12 protein-coding genes and 1 pseudogene are annotated in these 19247 nt (G+C 70.6%); 3 read left to right on the plus strand and 10 right to left on the minus strand.

Features of this window, described 5'->3' with window-relative positions; genetic code table 11:
- Positions 1-500 precede the first annotated feature (500 nt).
- From ACZ4FV_RS33785 to ACZ4FV_RS33810, 6 genes are all read right to left on the minus strand, one after another.
- The gene (locus tag ACZ4FV_RS33785; RefSeq protein ID WP_402235598.1) at positions 501-2321 is read right to left on the minus strand and encodes a protein kinase family protein; all 1821 of its coding nucleotides are present in this window, start codon (positions 2319-2321) and stop codon (positions 501-503) included.
- 723 nt (positions 2322-3044) lie between these two features.
- Positions 3045-3263: a hypothetical protein gene (locus ACZ4FV_RS33790; protein WP_465324046.1), complete on the minus strand. Its 219-nt coding sequence runs from the start codon at positions 3261-3263 to the stop codon at positions 3045-3047.
- A 105-nt stretch (positions 3264-3368) separates the two neighbouring features.
- A complete protein-coding gene (locus ACZ4FV_RS33795; RefSeq protein ID WP_402235595.1) occupies positions 3369-4853 on the minus strand; it encodes a glycoside hydrolase family 18 protein in 1485 nt (494 codons plus the stop codon).
- Between the two features lie 403 nt (positions 4854-5256).
- Positions 5257-6261, minus strand: a complete 1005-nt coding sequence (locus ACZ4FV_RS33800) for a hypothetical protein (protein ID WP_465324047.1) — start codon at positions 6259-6261, stop codon at positions 5257-5259.
- A 258-nt stretch (positions 6262-6519) separates the two neighbouring features.
- Positions 6520-6852, minus strand: a complete 333-nt coding sequence (locus ACZ4FV_RS33805) for a hypothetical protein (RefSeq protein WP_465324048.1) — start codon at positions 6850-6852, stop codon at positions 6520-6522.
- Positions 6853-7173: 321 nt separating this feature from the next.
- Positions 7174-7680 carry an Lrp/AsnC family transcriptional regulator gene (locus tag ACZ4FV_RS33810; RefSeq protein ID WP_402235588.1) on the minus strand — a complete coding sequence of 169 codons (507 nt, stop codon included), beginning with the start codon at positions 7678-7680 and terminating at the stop codon, positions 7174-7176.
- Positions 7681-7885: 205 nt separating this feature from the next.
- Here ACZ4FV_RS33810 and ACZ4FV_RS33815 point away from each other — a divergent pair, with 205 nt between their 5' ends.
- Both ACZ4FV_RS33815 and ACZ4FV_RS33820 read left to right on the plus strand, forming a co-directional pair.
- Positions 7886-9061, plus strand: coding sequence for a MalY/PatB family protein (locus tag ACZ4FV_RS33815; RefSeq protein ID WP_395868586.1), 1176 nt, complete (start codon positions 7886-7888; stop codon positions 9059-9061).
- A gap of 788 nt (positions 9062-9849) precedes the next feature.
- Positions 9850-10692 (plus strand): NmrA family NAD(P)-binding protein, encoded by an 843-nt coding sequence (locus ACZ4FV_RS33820; protein WP_395868588.1) that lies wholly within the window; start codon positions 9850-9852, stop codon positions 10690-10692.
- A gap of 275 nt (positions 10693-10967) precedes the next feature.
- Here ACZ4FV_RS33820 and ACZ4FV_RS33825 read toward each other — a convergent pair whose 3' ends face one another.
- The gene (locus ACZ4FV_RS33825) at positions 10968-11276 is read right to left on the minus strand and encodes a DUF4190 domain-containing protein (protein ID WP_395868590.1); all 309 of its coding nucleotides are present in this window, start codon (positions 11274-11276) and stop codon (positions 10968-10970) included.
- Positions 11277-11716: 440 nt separating this feature from the next.
- Between ACZ4FV_RS33825 and ACZ4FV_RS33830 the strand changes: the two are divergent.
- A pseudogene (locus ACZ4FV_RS33830) lies at positions 11717-12151 on the plus strand (MSMEG_6728 family protein); the annotation flags it as partial.
- A gap of 760 nt (positions 12152-12911) precedes the next feature.
- On the opposite strand, the gene ACZ4FV_RS33835 reads toward ACZ4FV_RS33830, so the two are convergent.
- The 3 genes from ACZ4FV_RS33835 to ACZ4FV_RS33845 form a co-directional block, all read right to left on the minus strand.
- Complete coding sequence (locus ACZ4FV_RS33835; RefSeq protein WP_465324049.1) at positions 12912-13760, minus strand: hypothetical protein; 849 nt, start codon at positions 13758-13760, stop codon at positions 12912-12914.
- Complete coding sequence (locus ACZ4FV_RS33840; RefSeq protein WP_465324050.1) at positions 13757-18034, minus strand: AAA family ATPase; 4278 nt, start codon at positions 18032-18034, stop codon at positions 13757-13759. Before ACZ4FV_RS33840 ends, ACZ4FV_RS33835 begins: the two co-directional genes overlap by 4 nt.
- A 516-nt stretch (positions 18035-18550) precedes the next feature.
- Positions 18551-18748 (minus strand): nitroreductase family protein, encoded by a 198-nt coding sequence (locus ACZ4FV_RS33845; RefSeq protein WP_395868596.1) that lies wholly within the window; start codon positions 18746-18748, stop codon positions 18551-18553.
- Positions 18749-19247: the final 499 nt, after the last annotated feature.

The following is a 19247-nucleotide window of genomic DNA, read 5'->3' on the forward strand; positions in this document are numbered from 1 at the left end:
CCGTCGACATCCGGTACCGAGGTATCGATGCGGATGTCCCTTGGATCCTGGACGAACCGACCCCGATACGACCGTCGGCAGGCGCTGTCATAGTCGGCGGCATCACCTCTCCGAAGCAGCCCGTGCAGCCCACGTTTTGTCAAACCCTCGCCGCGTCACTGGGGACGGCCTCGACAGGCGGCCTGGAGGACGTGATCTCGGCCCTCCGCGGACTGGAGGACGCCGGCCGCAGCGCGGCACCGATGCCGGAACCGGCCGAGCCACTGACCGAGATCGACATGGTGACGCCGCTGCCCCGGACACTCCGTGCCGGCATCCCCGACGAACTGGGCTGGGATGCCTTGGACGAGGCCGCCGCAGAGCTCGACGGCGAGAGCTGGTGCCGGGCGAGCCGGCCGATCCTGACCGTCCACGACCGCAGGAGGGCAATCGCGGTGGGACCCGGTAGGCGCATGACGGAGCACCGGCCGCGAGTACCGCACGGTTGGTCGGCCGGCCGTTCATCGCCCGCGCGACGGGCGGGTCGGCTTGTGCCCGAATCCCTTGTCGTATGCGGCAGTTCGACCCGGGTCATGCCCGGTGCCGATCCCGGCGTGCGGGGCGTTGGGGGCGGTTTCCGAGCGAAGTGCCGGCTTGGCTTCGAATGCGCGCACCGGCGAGAAGCCTTTGGCGGCCGACGTGTTCACGAGGGCGATTGACGGGGCCGGTTGTGTCGTGGGGGTGCCTGCCGAGGGCGAGCGGTCGTGGCGGGCCGGGGTGAATCGGGCCTGATGTTGGTGGGGCATGCCAGGCGCGCGCCCCCAGGTGGTCGGGTCGTTGAGCGACACCTGGCCGGACTGGGCGCCGCGCACCAGAGCCTCGGTGGCGCGGCGGTCGAGGTTGGCCCGGCGCAGAGCGATGTCAAGGCCGAACGCGGCACTGGTATCCGCGGCAAGGCGCGGTGCGACGGACGTTGACAGTTCGGTGCCGTCGAGCACCTGCCGGGCGTTCCGCCCGCTGAGGCGGGCTACTTCCGCCGCGGCCTGGATCTGCGCCCCGTTGATCTTCCGCAGGGCGGTGAACATCCCGGTGTTCATCGTGATTTGCGCGGCCGCACGGTCGGCGGCGTTCCATGGGCCGGGGGTGGGCAGGACGCCGCGCAGTTCCCAGGCCCGCATCACCGGGAACCGCCCGGCGGTGTGGGCGAGGTCGGCCGCGATGCGTTCCGCGGGAGCGGCGGGCAGGCCCAGGATCGTCAGCAGGGAGCGGGTGGCCCGCGCACCTATGTCCGGTGACAGGCGACCCTCGGTGCCGCGCAGGAGGTCACAGGCGAAGGAGTAGGCCAACCGGTAGGCGCTCTCCCGCGCGAAATGGTCCGAGGGGATGTGCCCCTGCTGGGGGTGGGTGGCGCGGGTGGCGGCGGATCCCACGCCCGCTTGGGGGTTGGCGTGGATCCAGCGGTCCGCGGTGGGGCGCCACTGCTGCGGCGTGGTGGTCGGGGCGAGGGCGTTTCGTCCGGTGAGGTTGAGTTCCTGCGCGAGGTCCATCACCGCGGCGTGCGAGGGGGCGGCACGGGTGACCGCGGCCATATCCCAGTCGATGACGGCATGCAGGACGCCGTTGTGCAGACGATTACCCGGTTTGGGGTCGTTGTGCACGATTCGCGGCGGGCCGTCGGATGTTGTGGCGGGCATGTGCGGCCCCAGCACGGCGCGGAGTTCCTCGATCGGGGGGACGCCCCAGGACCTGAGCAGGCCCGGGATCCGCCGCTCGAGTTCGCCGAACAACCGCCAAAACGCCGGTACCCGGCCGGCGTCCCACGTCGACGGGCCGTCGAATACCAGCGGGTGTTCCTGGCGGGCGGGGTCACGCATGGCATCGATCACCGCGGTCTGGGCCTGTTCGAGCCGGGCTGTCTCCACGCCGGCCATGTCCGCATAGCACTCGGCCTGCGCGGACTCGCCGTCCCTCTGATCGGCCTGCGTCGCCTCGGTGTCCCCGGCATGCAGGAGCTCTTGGTGTACCCGGCCATCGCCATCGGTCCACTGATACACCAGCGGGTCCACCCAGCTCATCGCCGGGTGACCGGAGACGGCCTGATGCACCGCCCCGGATGGCAGGACAACGAAGTCGTAGGCGTCTCCGGCGGTCTTCTGCACCCGCTCGACGCGGAGGATCGGGGCCGTCTCCCCGCCCGGAGCGGGCAAGCGTTCGACCGTGATGTCGACCTGGTTGAAGCCGCCCTCGGCGCGGTTGTGCAGTCCGCTGACGACGAACTCGTCGTCTTCGCCGACATCGGCACCGTCCGCCGAACGGGGCACCGAAGAACGCCTGGAACTCACTCGGCCTCCCGATCCGCCGCACGTGGCGTGGCGCGAAGCATACCGAGCCGCGAAACCGCACGTACGCCAAGGCGCGGGTACCCGTCGCCGCGCTCTCGCCCGGCAGACCGACCCGGCCATCCGTGTGGCGTCCGGCCCTTCGCCATCCGCCCTCGCGAAAAGACGGCCCTTGCGTGCCGCACCTGTCAGGACCTGGCTCCGCGAGGGCCCACATCCCCACAGGAAGAGCACGCGCCATTCGGACATCGGGTCTGTCGATGACGCCGCCCAGGTCCTGATCGACACCGACGTCACCCGTTGGTCCCCCACCGCGACCGCCGTCATCGCCCTGGCCTGCCCCCGATCACGCTCCAAGGGGCGGAAGTCGAGCCTGGGCCCGCGACTGATTCCAGCGGCGACCTCCCGCCCGTGGGCCGGTTCGCCGGGGCGAACCGGCCCACGGGCGCAGTTGTCCCGCGATTCGGCGGCCCGCAGGCCGCCGGTCGACCGCGGCACGATCCGGCCGGGGTGCAGCGGCGCGGCGGGCGCCGGGCCTCGGTGCTGCCGACCCGCGGGCCGAAGCCGGCCGTGTCGCCGACCACGTACTCGCCTCGAACAGCAGCCTCGTGGGACCTCACCGGCGGGTCGCGGGACCGGCCGGGTGTGACGTCGTACGCGGGGAAGAAGCGCGGGAGTGGTTCTCGAGCGACGCGTCGTGCGGGTTGCCGGCGGTCCGGGGTGCTCTCACCCTTCGACGAAGCGGATCGCTTCCACGTCGTGGCCGCCTGCGAAGACGGCGGTTTGCCCCTTGGCGAGGGTGTGTGCGGGTTCGCCATCGGTGTCGCTACCGGTGTAGAGCTCGGCGACGAACCGGTCGGATCCGTTGGTGGCGGCGTGGGCCCGGAACGGGGTGGCGAGATCGACATCGTGCGGGTTCCCGTCGCCGGGCACGGACACGTTCAACGGGTCCCCGATCCTGCCGATGTCGCCCCGCAGTTGCAGGTGGGGCACGGTCGCGGCCGGCCTCGCTGGGTCCGGCCGCGACCGTTCTCGGGTGCGGCGGGTGGGTTATCCCAGTCCGCCGTTGAGGGCGGCGGCGAGTTCGCCGTTCTCGGTGTCGCCGCTCAGCTCCCAGAAGAAGGCGCCGCCCAGCTTCTGTTCCTTGGCCCACTTCGTCTTGACGGCGAGGCTGGCCGGGGTGTCGTAGCCCCACCATTCGTTGCCGCAGTGGCCGTACGAGGTGCCGCCGGCCAGGCCGGTGGCGGGGCAACGAACCTTGAGCGCGCGGTAGCTTCCGTCACCCGACGCGGGCGCGGTCGCGGTCCCGCCCGGTTCGCTCTGGGTGACGCCCGTCCACCCGTGGCCGTAGAAGGGAATGCCGAGCAGCAGCTTCTTCGCGGGTACGCCCTTCGTCCGTAGCTTGGCGATGGCGTCCGCCGAGTTGAAGCTCGGCACGGGGATACCCGGATACGACGTCAGCGGCGAGTGCGGGGCGGTCGGGCCCTGCGCCATCCACGGCCCGAAGAAGTCGTACGTCATCACGTTGTACCAGTCCACGGCCCCCGAGGCGCCGCCGTAGTCGGCGACGTCGAGCCTGCCGCCCGGGGCGGCGTCGGCCGTGATGGCGGCGGTGACCAGGTTGCCGGTGCCGAAGCGGGCACGCGTGGCGTCCAGCAGGGTCTTGATCGACCCGAAGCCGCTCGCGTCACAGGTCAGACCGCACGCGTTCGGATACTCCCAGTCCAGGTCGATGCCGTCGAACACGTCGGCCCAGCGCGGGTCTTCGACCACGCTGTGGCACGACTCGGCGAACGCGGCCGGGTTCTGCACGGCCTCGGTGAAGCCGCCGGACCAGGTCCAGCCACCGAACGAGTAGAGGATCTTGATGTGCGGGTACTTCTTCTTCAGCTCGCGCAGCTGGTTGAAGTGGCCCTTCAGCGGCTGCTCCGGGGTATCGGCGACCCCGTCGACGCTGTCGGCCGCGGCGTAGGGCCTCTGGTAGTCGGCCCAGGGATCGCCGACCACGCACTTGCCACCGACGACGTTGCCGAACGCGTAGTTGATGTGGGTGATGTTGCGGGCCGTGCCGGACGTGTCGATGTTCTTCGCCAGGTAGGGGCCCCAGTTGGTGAAGTAACCCAGCTTGATCTTCGCTTCGCCGGTGGTGCGTACCTTCAGGGGGGCGCCGGCGGGACCGACCTGGTCCCTCGTGTCGCGCGCGACGACGGTGTAGGTGTAGCCGGTCCCGGTGTTGAGGCCGCGGTCGACATAGGACGTGTGTCGAACGGTGGCGACCTTGACGCCGTCGCGCAGCACGTCGTAGTTCCGCACGCCCCGGTCGTCCCAGGCCGCGCGCCAGGAGAGCTTGACCGACGTGTCGGTGACGTGGCTCGCGTGGGGCCTGCCCGGCGCGGTCGGCGGCCGGTCCCTGCCCCAGTCGGAGCCCCGTTCGGACGTCTCCGAGCCGCCGGTGCCCTCGGCATGGGCCGGCCCGGTCAGGCCGACCATGGCCCCCAGGGGCAACAGCAGGGTCGTGAGCAGAGCGATGAGCATACGACCGCGCCTGGTGCCCGGCCGGTCGGGGTCTCGCGAGTGTGCGACGGGTCGTGCGGTGCCTGTGCTCAAGGGAACTCCTCGAACTCGGTCCGAACGTGCGGGGACGCTGCGCCGCCACGCGGGCGCGTCGTGAGCTTCGACATACCCGTCGCGGCTGCCTGAGCCTAGGAAAGGTCCGAACCACCGGTCAATGGTCTGAACCAGATTGGTCTGGACCAGAGTTCCACGACATCCGACCCTCGACGGCAGAAGCCTGGAAATATTCATCCTTCGTTACGCCCCCTCCCCGACGACGCGGCGTTGAGCAGCGCCGCGGTAGGCGCGGCATTGATCATCCGGCTCCGCACATGATCCGCAGGACGAAACCCGGCCGGCGCCGCGTGCCGCGCGTTCGGACGTGTCAGGGTGCGGGAGGTTCTTCGCCTCGGGCTGTGCGGCGGAGGGTATCCGTGGCGGCGTTGCGGATGGCTCGGGCGCCTCGCGATGCGCGTCGGCGGCTCAACTCGCGCAGGATCGGGCGCGGGGTTCGCGGATTGGCGGCCAGCAGGACGAGGACGTCCGGGGCATCGCCGGCGGCGAGTACGGCGGCTTCCTCTGCGTCGAGGGACGAACTGGACGCGAGCCTGCGGTGTTCGCGACGGCGGAGCGCGTCGGCGACGTGCGGGTCGGTCGAGGCGCGGGCGCGATCTTCGAGCAGTTCGTTGCGTGCCGGGTCCGGGACGGGCGACTCGAGCACGAGGGCGAGGACGTGCGCGTGGGGGTGCCGGTCGAGGAAGTCCGCGAGTCGGACGGCGTCGCTTGCCTCCGCGTTCGCCAGGTGCCGGGCGTGGAACGCGGCCGCGTTCCACGCGAGGTCCGTCGACGCGGCGCCGAGTATGTCTTCGTACGCGGTCTGTTTGAGCGTCGAGTCGGGATCGATCTCGGCAAGCGCCCGCAGCAGCCAACCACCCGGGACATCGTGGTACCGGCGGACGAAGGCGGCGAACTCGTCGGGCCGGACGGCGGGATCGCGATAGAACTCCAGCCCCACGGTCAGGATCGACTCCGGGTACCGGTGGACCTCACACATGCGCAACAGCAGGCTTCGAGGCCCGGTGCGATGCCCCAACGCACCGATGAGCACGCCACGGTCGCACAGTTGGAGAAGGTACGCCTCGGACATGCTCGGGTTGTCGAGGAATCCGGCGCCGAGGTCTTCGTGCCCTTCGGCGACGACCGTCTCGACGATCCGGCGAAGTTCCGCGGCGGACACGGCCGCCGTCGCCGCCGCTCGCTCGATCGCGTTCCTCAGTGGCGCGGTGTTGTTCGGGGTTTCCAACGTCAGGTAGAGGTCACGACGCCAGGATGGGCACGCCATCCCGACAACGAGCGTCGCGGTACTCACGTCGTCTTCGGTGATCACCATGGTGACCGCAGCAGCCTGAGTGTCCGGTGCAATGGATTGTTTCCTTGATCGAGAATGACGCTGGAGCTTCCATCATTGAAGCAGGGTCGAGGAGCACGGCCCTCGACGACACCGGCGACCACGACCACGACCCACGACCCACGACCCACGACGAACCCAACAACCGGCCCTGCGCGCCCGGTCCGGCGGCGATCACGGTCAGTCCGAGTCGTTGAGTCGGCCGGCCGGGACCTCAGCTTTTCCGGGGTCCCGACCGATCTACTCCAAGGCGGCTACCGTCACCAAATGAATCTGAGCCGGCGGCCCCGGTGCCAGGGGTTCCGTAACGCGCCCGTCGACGGTCGGGAAGGCCGGCCCCAGGGCAATGGCGACTTGGTACTGCTGTGGGTTCTGCCCGATTTTCTGCCAAGTCGGCGAGCCACAGAGGTAGTCATCGACCTGTACCCCGCCGGAGATCTCCGTACGATCGGTGAAATTCCACTCAACGGCGTTCATCGCCGAACCGTACCGTTCAGGGGCGTTCGGTCCCCGCCGGGCCACCAGGGCCCCGGCCACCACCCTGCCGTCGCGGAGGATGACGGCCGTCGGCATGAGTGCCCCCTGGAGGAGACGCGCTCCGGTGTCCGACCGCAGCACGTAGTCAACCAACGGGGGGCGGTCTGCGGCCGGCCTGTGGACTCCACGTATCTCGACGGACAATCGACTGTCACCCGACGCCTTACCGTCGAATGTGTCGCCGCAGCCGATCGGCCCGTGTGCGCGGTCGTCCGGTCCCCGGCCGGCGGCGCGCCGGCGGCATTGCCGCCCGCAGACCGGCCGTTGCGGCAGACGCCGCGCCCCGTACGGTCCGGCGGTCCCGTCCGCATCGGCCCTCGCGCAGCGCCCGCAGCGCCGGCAGAGCGCGAGACGACGTCACGGATGACCCGCGCTCCCCGGCCCCCCGGTGCCGGGGAGCGGAAGCTTGAATCCCGACTTGACCTGTTCGTGCGTCAGGAGGCTTTCGTACCTGCGCACCGTCTTGTCCTCGATGAAGAGCTTCCGGGACACCTCGCGGTATGCCGTGAGGTCGGGCGTCACCAGCACGACGACGTAGTCCCATTGGCCGAGGACGGAGTAGCACTGCTGTGCCGTCGGCTCCGCGCGCAGCCGTGCGCAGAAGGCCGTGTGCTGCGCGTCGTCGTTCTCCACCAGTTCCACGAGCGCCACCGTCGTCAGGCCCAGTCCCACCGCTTGTGGATCGACGACGGCGACTTCGGCCCGGATCACGCCCGTGCGGCGCAGTCGGCTCATCCTGCGCTGTACGGCGCTCGGCGACAGTCCCACTTTGTCACCCAGTTCGTGCAGGGGCTGGGCCGCGTCGGTCTGCACGAGGTCGAGCAGCAAGTGATCGATCTCGTCGAGAAAGGGGGTCGGGGGCACGCAATAAAGTTGCACCAAGCCGCCAAAATCGTCAATCGCATGGACCGCTGTCCGTCCTACGATCATCGAACCCAGGCGCATTCCGCGCCCGAGAGCGGCTTTCCCGCCGCCACCGCAGCATCCCTGCGACCGCCCCCCGATGGACGGGCGGGCGAGGCGCCGGCGCCCTGCTCTGCGGCCGGCCTTCAATGGATCGGAGCCCCCTGTGTTCGACGCTGTCACCCTCGAGTCCCTGCGGCAGCGGCCAGGCGTCAAGTGGGGCGCGGTCGCGCCCGGTGTTCTGCCGGCGTGGATCGCGGATCAGGACTTCCCCGTCGCGGCCCCGGTGCGTGACGCGCTCCTGCGCAATCTCGACGCCGACCTCGGCTACCCGGCGTGGGACGACCACCCCGAAGCGAACCCGCTCAACCAGGCCTTCGCCGAACGGATGAAAAGCCGCCACGACTTCGTGCTCGACCCCGGACACGTGCGTCTGTTCACGGACCTGATTCAGGCGCTCCAGGTCGTTCTCCATGTCGCGACCCGTCCCGGGGACACCGTCGCGATGCACGTGCCGGCCTATCCGCCGTTCCTGCAGACCCTGACCGACATGAATCGTCGGCTTCTCCCGATCCCGATGGTCGACGACGGCGACGGCTGGTCCTTCGACACGCAGCGATTGGCCGAGGACGTGGCCCGTCACGGATGCCGGGTACTCCTGCTGGTCAACCCGCACAACCCCACCGGGCGGGTGATGAGCCATCGGGAGCTCTCCGCGTTGGCGGAGATCGCCGCCCGCCACGACCTCCTGGTCATCTCGGACGAGATCCATGCCGACCTCACCTACGAGCCGAACCGGCACATCCCGATCGCCTCCTTGAGCCCGGACACCGCCGCTCGCACGGTCACCCTGACCTCGGCCGGCAAGGCGTTCAACCTGGCGGGTCTACGCTGCTCGGTCGCGCACGTCGGGGACGAGCGCGTCCGGCGGGCCCTGGAGAGTCAGCCGCCCCTGCTGTTCGGTGAGGTGAGTTCGCTCAGTGTGTTGGCCACCCTGGCGGCGTGGCAGGAGGGCGACGCCTGGCTGGCCGAGGCCCGGGCGACCCTCACCCGCAACCGCCGCATGGTCGCCGAGTCGTTGCCCACCGGGATTCGCCACCACCTTCCCGAGGCGACCTACCTGGCCTGGCTGGACTGCCGCGCGCTTGGACTCGACACCGATCCGACCGCGTTCTTTCTCGACCACGCCGGGGTCCGGCTCAGCCCCGGCTCCGACTTCGGACCCGGCGGAGACGGCTTCACCCGCCTCAATTTCGCCACCTCCCGAGGAGTCCTCGAAGAGATCCTGCACCGCATGCGCACCGCCGTCGACCGACGCGCCCCCGACCCGGCGACGAGGTAGCCGAGCGCGCGCCGGCCAGGATGAGGTCGATCATCGCAAGCCGGATCGTGGCTTCGGAACGGCGTGGACAGGCCTCGTAGTGGCGGGCGAGCCGACGATGGTGCACGAGCCGACCGAGGGAGCGCTCAACGATCCGGCGCCAGGCGACGACCGTGAAGCCGCGGCCACGGTCGTCGGGGTTGCGGCGGACGACCTCCACGCCAAACGGTCAGTCCGCCGGGTCGGGTGGCCAGGGTCCCGGTTCCGGCGGTGTTCCCGTCGACACCCGCAGTCCCCGGCCGGCGCCCGGCCCGTCATCCATGCCGCCACATCGGCCGGCGCCCCGCGGACCTCCACCGGCTCCCCCGCCCCCGAAGTAGGGGTGAACGCGGCATCGTCCGCGTGCAGGACGAGTCGGACTCCGTTCGGTGTCCTCGGCTCAAGGAAGTCGAGGGCGTGGAGCGCGAATTCGGCAAACCAATGGCGAGGAGAGCAGCCAAGGCCCAGATCGACCGCGCGGAACTCGGCTTCCCGCCAACGCGCCCTCACCGTGTCCAGCACGGTGGCATGACGAAAGCGAACCGGCCGGCCCCGGTCGTCGGCCGTACACCCCGCCCAGGCGGCTTCGAGGCCCCTTTGCGCGCCGCCCAGGTCCTCGCGCAGCTCGGCCGCGGTGCGCGAAGCACCCCGATCGATGGACGCGTCACGCGCTGATGCCGCTCCGGGCCGGGCTCCATATAGGAACGGAACCTTCCGCATGCGTGGCTACAGTCGTGCCGTTCAAGCAGCCCAACCCTTATGGAGCCGTCGTGATTCTGATCGTCGGAGCAACCGCGCATTTCGGGCGTGAGACCGTCGAGACCCTTGCCGCCGCAGGCACGAAGGTCCGGGCGTTGTCCCGCACGCCGGAGAACGCCGGCCTGCCTGCCGGGGTCGACGTGGTGAGAGGCGACCTCACCGACGCCGCATCACTGCGCCCGGCCCTCGACGGCGTCGAGAAGGTCTTCCTCGTCCTTCCCTACGGAATGGACCCGAGCACCCTGCTCACCGAGGCCGCCGTCGCCGGGGTCCGGCACGTCGTGTTCCTCTCCTCGGGAGCGGTGGTCGGCGACGCGGACTCCGTGCAGTCCGACGTGATCGCGGCCTACCACGCCGGAGTCGAAAGGGCCGTCGTCGCCCGCGGTCTCGACTGGACCTTCCTGCGCCTGCTGTTCCCCGCCATCAACACGCTGAGCTTCGCCCCGCAGCTCAAGGAATCCGACATCGTCCGCGCCCCGTATGCCGGTGCCGCCGCCTCCGTGGTCCACGAGCGCGACGTCGCCGAGGCGGCCTCGGCCGTCCTCACCGGCGACGGCCACGCCCAACGCACCTACGACCTCACCGGCCCCGCCTCCCTCACCCAGACCGAGCAGGTGCGCGTCCTCGGCGAGGCACTGGGGCGCCCCTTGGCCCTCGAGGAACTCGACGACGGCCCCGTCCGCGAACAGATGAGCCGCTTCCTGGACGCCCCATTCGTCGACGCCCTGTTCGACTTGATGGCCGCCACCGTCGACACAGCCGCGCCGGTGAACGACACGGTCCAACGACTCGTCGGACACCCCGCACGCACCTATGCCCAATGGGCCACCGACCATCGCGCGGACTTCTCCTGACCTGCGCACGAACCCGCCCCCGACTCCCCACCCCTGTCCGGACACAGGAGAACGGCCGGCGAACGACGGACCGGCGCCGCGGCGGGATCAGCTGCCACCGCATGCCGGCGACTACGTCCGGCGCGTGGACGGCCGCACCGGCTCAGGACTGGGAACGCCCGCAGGCGCGGGATCGATCGAGTGGTGGTTCAAGCGCGTGAATCGACGGCGGGGCCGCACCCAAGATTTGCAATGGGTGTGGCTCCGCCGTCGATTACGCGCGGACCGTAGGGCGCTCAGCCGTAGTTGAAGTAGAAACTGCCGCCGTTGTTCGCTGCCGCTATCAGGAGGACCACGAACAGTAGGACGTCCACAACACCGAGCACGATCGCGGCGATCGACATGCCCCGCCCACCCGCGCCCGCACGGCTGCGCCGCAGCCCGACCGCACCGAAGATCACGGCGAGCGGGCCAAGGATGATGTTGAACAGGAACACGCCCACGACCCCACACACCAGACCCGCCACCGCGAGACCGTTGGTGCCGGTGCGAGCCCCCGATGCCGCCCGGCCGGTGCGTTCGTAGGAACCGCCATAGCCCGTCATGTCGACGCCCTTCCCGTACTGATCGAATGTCGTGCCTGCCTGACCGACGCCTGCCCCGACGCGGGATTCCCATGCCGACGACAATGCGTACCGAGCACCCGAACAGCGAACGGCCGCGATACGAACTCCCCGACGGAACAGGCCGATACGCGACCTCGACCGCCTGACCACGATCCCGAGGGATCGGCGGGAAGCGCCTCCGATCCGAGTCGGGAGCCCCCATACCAGCCCAGGATCCGGCCGCGGGATGCACTCCGCATCGCCGCAGATCTCGTCTACGAGTGCGGTGTGGCACGGGACGCGCGCGCTCTCGGCGCAGATCGGGTGACGGGCGCCCTTGCCCACACCGCTGTCGTTCCGCACGCGCACGGCGCCGGTCGACAACCGGTTCCGCGGTGTCGGATCGGGTACTCGAATCCGATCCTTGCGAAGGAGCGGATGTGCAGACCTTTTTGCCCGACCCCGGGTTCGAGGCGACCGCGAGGTCACTCGACGATCGCAGACTCGGCAAGCAGCGCGTGGAGACCTTCCAGATCCTGCGGGCGCTGGTTTGGCCGACCTACGGTTGGAAACATCACCCCGCCGTCGCGATGTGGCGGGGATTCGTCCCGGCACTGGTCTGCTACGGCCTCGCCATGTGCGCCGAGTGGACCCGTCGTGGATTCCGCGACACGGTCGCCGCGCAACTGCTCGACTTCACCGCGGGTCGCGTCCCGCACCGGCCCCGCCTGTACCGGGAGGGCATGCTGCCGCCGTGGCTGGGCGATGAAGCCCTGCACCTCAGCCATAGATCGAAGCTGGTGGCCAAGGACGAGGCACGATACCGGCGGCAATACGGGCCGGATGTGCCCGCCGATCTGCCGTATGTGTGGCCGCTCCCCTGTTTCCCCCGGTGGCCGATGCCGGTGGGAGCGGCGGCCGCGTTCGAGTTGGCCCCCGCGTTGCAGGTGTTGGATCGCGATCGGGCAACCACGCTGGAGGAAGGGGCGTTTCGGGCGATCACCCGGGGACGCGACTTCGAGGCCGAGGCGTCTGGCGCGCAGGGACGAGACCTCGCACTGCTCGTGAGCCTGGGGCGGGCGGGGCCCACCGTGTGGTTCACCGGCACGCCGCTGCCCGACGCGAACGAGGCCACGGACAGCACCCGGGTGCCCGTCCCCGAGGACACTCCCGCAACGGGCGGGTCGATTGCCCGGGCACCGGACCCGGCCACCCTCCAGGCCGTGCACGACCAGGCGAGAGCACCGGTGCGGGTACGTTTTCTGCGGCCCGGCCAGCCGATCGTGGATCGCTGGGGAAAACCGGGACTGCTCGTGGTGAACCACGGTGACGGCCCGATTCGGCCCGCACGTCCGAAGGGGGTACCCGTCCTGCGGCTGCGGGCGACGTGAGCCGACCGCGGATGCCTCAGCGTGGACCGTCGCTCGGCACGATCCGGTGCTGCTTGGCGGTCGCCCATGAACGCGCGGAGCGCGGCAGCCGAACTGCCGTTGCCACGGACCTGCTTCCCGCAGGAGGAGTCCGCGACCTTCCGAATGGAACTCGCGGTCGCCTTGTCCGGGAAGATCGGGAAGCTCGGGAAGCTCTGGTACCGGTGCGCTCGACCGAGCCTCGTGATGTGCCGGTTCGGAGGTGTCAGAGCGTGGAGTTCAGGATTTCGCCGAGGCGTTGGTGCGCGAGGTAGTTCTTGGCGAAGTGAAAGTCGAAGGCGCCGATGACGGTGTGCTCGTCGGTGTCGACACCCTCGAAGGTACGGCCGATCCCGCCCCTGGGAACGGCGACGATGTCGCCGGGGTCGGCGAGGTTGGCCCAGCGGGCCACTCCGGGCGGGCGGGCGCCGCGGCCGTCGATGGGCGCCGGGCGAAGGCGGGGCAGGACCGCGTGTGGCAGGGCCAGGGGCGAGCCGAGGGTGACCAGGAGGTCGATCCTCAGGTCGGGGCGTGCCCACAGGGCCTCGTAGGCGACGACGGATCCGAGGGAGTGGGCGATCACGACGCGGGCGCCGGTTCCTTCGATGGCGTCGGTGACCCTGGCCCGGGCGACGGCGCGGGCCGGGCTGTCGGGGTTCTTCAGATAGGCGGGGACCTCCCGGCAGAACCCCGCGACGAACCACCTGGTGGCGGGTGGGCCGAGAAGGCGCATGCGGGCGAGGGTCTCGACGGCCTGGCGCACCTCGACGGTCGACTCGCCCGCTGCGACCCCCCGGGGCAGGTCGAACGTGTCCAACCACTGATGCGCGAATTCGGTCTCGGACGGGTCGAGGTGGTCGAGGTCGTCGCCGGCGCCTTGGCGGCCGGACTTGACCAGCAGGTCGGCGTAGTACGCCACGGACACGTCGGGCGGCGACGCGCCGCCTCCGGCGCGTCGCAGGGAGGTGGCGAGGTGTGTGGCCCAGATCCGGGAAAGGGTTTCGGCGGCTTGTTCGGGAGTCTCGCCGCGGCGGCGGTTCCAGATGCCGTGCACGCCGACGATCGCCGCTGTCACGAGCTCTCCCTGGGGAAGAAGTCGGTGCCTGTTCCATGCACCGGGCGCTCGCCCGGGTGGTGCGGCTTTCGGTGCAATACCGCGATGTCCCGGCCGAAGCCCGCGAACAGGCGACCGTCCGGGCCCCAGTCGAGAGCCACACACGCCGAGGGCAGGGGAATCCGGTCGAGACACCGTCCGTCGGCCAGGTCCCAGACGCGCGCGGTCCGGTCGTTGGAGCCGGTGGCGGCGACGGGTCGTCCGTCGATCGTCGTGCACGCCACGGCTCTCACCCAGTCGGTGTGTCCTTTGAGCGGTTGGCCGAGTTGAGTCTGCGTGGTCAGGTCCCATACCCGCACGGTGGCGTCGTGGGAGCCGGTGACGGCGACCGGCCGGCCGGCGATCGTCGTGCACGCGACGGCTCTCACCCAGTCGGCATGTCCTATGAGCGGTTCGCCGAGTTGAGCGTGCGCGGTCAGGTCCCACATCCGCACGGTGTCGTCGTCGGAGCCGGTGACGGCCACGGGCCGCCCACCGACCACCGCGCACGCGACCGCGACCACCCCGCCGAAGTGTCCGGTGAGGGACTCGCCGAGTTGAGCGTGCGTGGTCAGGTCCCAGATCCGCACGGTGGTGTCGTTGGAGCCGGTGACGGCGACGGGACGTCCGTCGACCACCGCGCACGCGACCGCGACCACCCCGCCGGTGTGCCCCGTCAGGGGTACACCGAGTTGTGTACCGGTGTTCAGATCCCAGACCCGCACGATGGCATCCCACGAGCCGGTCACCGCGACGGGCCGCCCACCGACCACCGCGCACGCGACCGCGACCACCCAGTCGGTGTGTCCGATGAAGGGTTCACCCAGCGGTGTGCCGGTGCCCAGGTCCCAGAGTCGCACGGTGGCATCACGGGAGCCGGTGGCACCGACGGGACGCCCGCCGACCACCGTGCACGCGGCCGCGTCGACCCAGTCGGTGTGTCCGGTGAGAGGTTCACCGAGCGGTGTGTGCGTGGTGAGGTCCCAGATCCGCACGGTGCGGTCGTCGGAGCCGGTGACGGCGACAGGCCGCCCTTCGAGCTTCGTGCAACCGACCGCGATCACCGCACCGGTGTGCCCCGTGAGGGCTTCACCGAGGGGTGTCCGGGTGGTCAGATCCCAGATCCGCACGGTGTCGTCGTCGGAGCCGGTGACGGCGACGGGCCGTCCATCGATCACCGTGCAGGCGACCGTGCGCACCGCGCCGGTGTGTCCGGTGAGGGGCTCACCCAGGGATGTGCCGGTGGTCAGGTCCCAGATCCGCACGGTGCGGTCGTCGGAGCCGGTGACGGCGACGGGGCGTCCGTCGACCAGGGTGCACGCGACGGCTCTCACCCAGTCGGTGTGCCCGGTGAGGGGTTCGCCCAGCGCCGTGCCGGTGGTGAGGTCCCAGACCCGCACCGTGGCGTCGTGGGAGCCGGTGACGGCGACGGGCCGCGCGTTGATCGCGGTGCACGCGATCGCGACCACCGTGCTGATGTGTCCGGTGAGGGGTTCGCCGAGGGGTGTGCCGGTGGTCGGGTCCCAGACTCGCACGGTGGTGTCGTTGGAACCCGTGACGACGACGGGCCGCCCGGCGACCACGGTGCACGCGATCGCGACCACCCCACCGGTGTGTCCGGCGAGGAGGGGCTCACCCACAGGTGCTCCGGTCGTGAGATCCCAGACCCGCATGGTGGCGTCCTTGGAACCGGTGACGGCCACGGGTCTCCCGCCCAGCACCGTACACGCGATCGCGACCACCGCACCGGTGTGTCCGATGACGGGCTCGCCCAACGGTGTGCCGGTCGTGAGGTCCCAGACCCGCACGGTGCGGTCGTTGGAGCCGGTGACGGCGACGGGACGCCCGCCGACCACACTGCACGCGACCGCGACCACCAGATCGGTGTGTCCGGTCATGGTGTCGCGAAGCGCGGGGTTCAGGATTCCACCGGTGGCGGCGACGGTCGTCCACACGCCGGTCTCGATCCGGTCGTCGAGCGTGCTCGCGGGAGCGGCGGCTCGGTAGCGAATGGCATCGGTGGCCAGGAGCCGCCGGCGGGTGCCGGGATCGGCCTGACGGTGCACGCCGATCGAGGCGCGGTAGACGGCACGCGCCGACAGCGCATCGGTGCCGCCGGCGCGAGGAAAGGCACGCACGAGGGCGATCGGGTCACCGTGGACCAAGTACTCCGTGTCGGTGAGGAGTTCCTCCAGGCGGCCCGCGGCTTCGGCGTGCGCCGGAGCGTGCCGCAGGAGGTACGGAGGGGCGGTGTCCCAGCTGCGCACGTGGCCGTCGTGGGTGGTGTGCGTCGCAAGAAAGTGCTCCAGGACGTCATCGGGCGTGGGAGCAAGGGGGTCCGTCGTCGACTGTCGCACGAGATGATCGACGAGTCCCTGGTGAAAGAGGCGGTACAGCAGCGTGTCGTCGTGGTCGGGGGTCGCACGCAGGTAGAACAACGCCTCGGAGACCAGCGTTCGGGCGCGATCGGGATCGACGTCGGCGAACAATCCGGCCAGGGGTAGCGCCACTTCCAAGGGCATCCCCGCACCCCGGGCCAGGGCCAGTGCGGACAGGATGGCGCGGACGCCCGGACCGTCCGGACGCGAGGCGAGATCCAGGTCGAGCACCGCCGGCAGTGTGGTGGGCGCCGAACTCCCCAACCGCCCGGCCGTGTCCGGGTCGGCCGGTGCGGGGACCTGCGTGAGGTGACGAGTGAAGATCCCGGCCACGAGGAACGCGCCCCACTCCGCACGGCGATCCGGGTTCGGGGCGAGGCGATCGGCAATCGCCCGGGCGAGATGATGACGGATCGCGCGCATCCGGGGCGGGCCGAACGCGGAGATGTCGGCCAGGCGGGCTCCCAAGTGGTCCGCCAAGTCCTCGCGAACCTCGTCGGGATGGGCGTCGTCCAGGTCCAGCAGGCCGCCCACATCGATGGCGCGGTCGAGCAGCGGGGTGAACATCGGCCTGCGCCGCGTCCCCACCAACAGGCGTACCGCGGGCGTGCCGTCGGCACGGGCCACGCCCACCAGTCGGACCAGGTTCGCGCACAACGCCACCGGCTCCGAAGCCTCGTCCAAGGCGTCCACGATCACCACCGGAACCTCGCCCGTCGCGGGCAGGAGAGCGATGAACACCGTCGCGTCCATGAGCACGTCCGGCCCGGGATCCATGCCGAGTTGACGGGCCGCCGACGCGAACACCTCGGCCGACGTGCGCCCTCGGGCGTGCACGGCGGCCAGGAGGTCGTTGATCGACGGGCACCCCGACGCGTCCCGCGCGTCCAGCCGCTCGCGCACATGCCCCGCGACCGCGACCAGTTCGGGATGCGACGCACACGCCAACGCCCCCAACAGCGCAGACTTGCCCACTCCCGGATTGCCCGTCACCACCCGCAGGCCACCCACCGCGACGTCGTCCAACCACGGCGCGAGCACCCGCAACTGCGAGCGCCGGCCGGTGAACCGCACCCCGGCCTTGTCGGTGAAGTGCCGCACGTCCGAGGGATCGAGAAACACTCGCAGCGCGGGCTCGACACCGGCCAGGCGCGCCGCGTCGGGGTCGTGGACCGGGTTGGGAAAGAACGGCAGGTTCGGCTCGTCCTCGGCCAGCACCATCGCCGTGCTCTGCACGCTCTGCACCATCCCGGGCATACGCTCCACCCGCTGCGCCACCCGTCGGGCCACCTTCGAGAACGGTACGTGCGACCGGGCGGGATCAGTGTCCAACCCCGTGCGGGCCACCTCCTCGAACACCTCGGCCAACGCGACGCTGAACCGCCCGTCGTACGCGTCCTGCCCCGCACCCGAAGCCGTCATCACCCACGCGTACGCCGGCGTGTCCGATCCGTGCACCATGTGCGGCAACGACGCCGCCCGCCCCGACCGACACAGGTCGAACAGGAAGAGCGTCGGAGACCCCAATCGCTGCGCGTCGTCCACCCATTGCGCGACGTTCGTGCCTCGACCCACGCACGCGTCGGCCGGCACCACGTCCACCCGGTACGGGTTGGCGGCATCCGCGTCCCCGTGCGACGCGACATACACGACCCGGGCGGCGCCCAATGCCTCGTCCACCGCCGTGCGCAACGCGGCGGCGCCCACGTCCCTGTGCACTTCGGTGGTGTAGCCCAGGCGGTTCAGCGCCGCCGTGACCGGCGGCACCACCTCGTCCACGAACGGCAGGTCCGACCACGCCACCGCGCCGACCGGAACCTCGCCGATCCCCGCCGCGAAGCGCCCGATCCCCACCACCAACGCTCGGACAACCCCCACTCACGCCCCCCACCCGACAGGAGACACCAGCCTGGCAGACATTGCCCGACCGCACCCTCGAAAGGACGCAACAACGACGAACAGCCCAACAACGCCGGGAGACTTCCCGGTTCCCGCGGGCAGGCGCCGAGACCGGGCGCAGGACCCGGTCGAGGACGCGCACCGGTGCAACGTGCCGATCCGCGCGGAGGAACACGACCGTCTGATCCCGCTTTCGGCACCGCCGCCTGCACCCACCCGTCGAGATCCTTGGCCGCCCTCACCTTGTCGCCGACGTTCATCCGCCGGCGGACGCAGGTCACTGCCGATAGCGGCTGTACAAGCCCGGCGACACCCGCCCACACGGCGGCCACCAACAGCGGTGTGGGTCAGGGGCGCCGGCGGTGGAACCGGCACTCGTCGTCCCCGGCGCCGAGTCGGAAGGGCGGTGGGAGCCGTTCGAGGAAGGACTTTCGCCCGCGCCGTTCGATCCGGCGGGCCTGGTGGACGACGCGAAGCCGTCCCGCTCCTTCACCGTCATTCCTGGAATGTCGTGGTCTCCCCCAGTGCGGCACGTCCGGTGTCGATGTGGTTCACCGGCGCGGAGTCGTCGGCGTATCCGAACGAGATCCCGACCAGCAGTTTCCCGGCGGTGCCGCCGAGTTCGGTGCGTACGTCGTCGGCGTAGAAGCTCAGCAGCCCCTGCGGGCAGCTCGCCACGCCGTACGCGGTCATCGCCGGCAGAAGCGTCTGGTGGCGAAGGTGAAGGCCGGCTTGTGGGGCCGCCGGCTTGCCCGGGTGGTTGCACCGGCCATGGCCGACGGTGACGGCGGTGACACGAGGCCGCGCGCACGGCGGCAGGGAAGCCCGCCCGACTGGATCGACAAGCAGCTGCACGGCAGACAGTCATTCGTCTGGGACTGCCCGCCATCCACTCCCACCGGCACGAGTGAGCCGCGGCGGTCAGGACCGGGGATGGCTCGCCGAGCAACTTGTCGTTGGACACGTCCTGGCGTCGGAGTCCCTCTGCGGCTGTGCAAGTCGGGCAGCGGGTCACCGCCGAGGTGGTCGCCGTGGATCAGGAGGAGGGCCGGGTCCGGTTTCCGCCGGGCAGCCCAGCGACAACTCTGCTATCCGGCGTCCACGGTGCAGCGCAACGGCAGTTCGTCCCGGCCCTGCGCATGGCCAAGGCCGCAGGCGAGACCGCCTTCGCCGCGCATGTCATCTCCGGCCT

Source organism: Embleya sp. NPDC025285 (assembly GCF_055558835.1).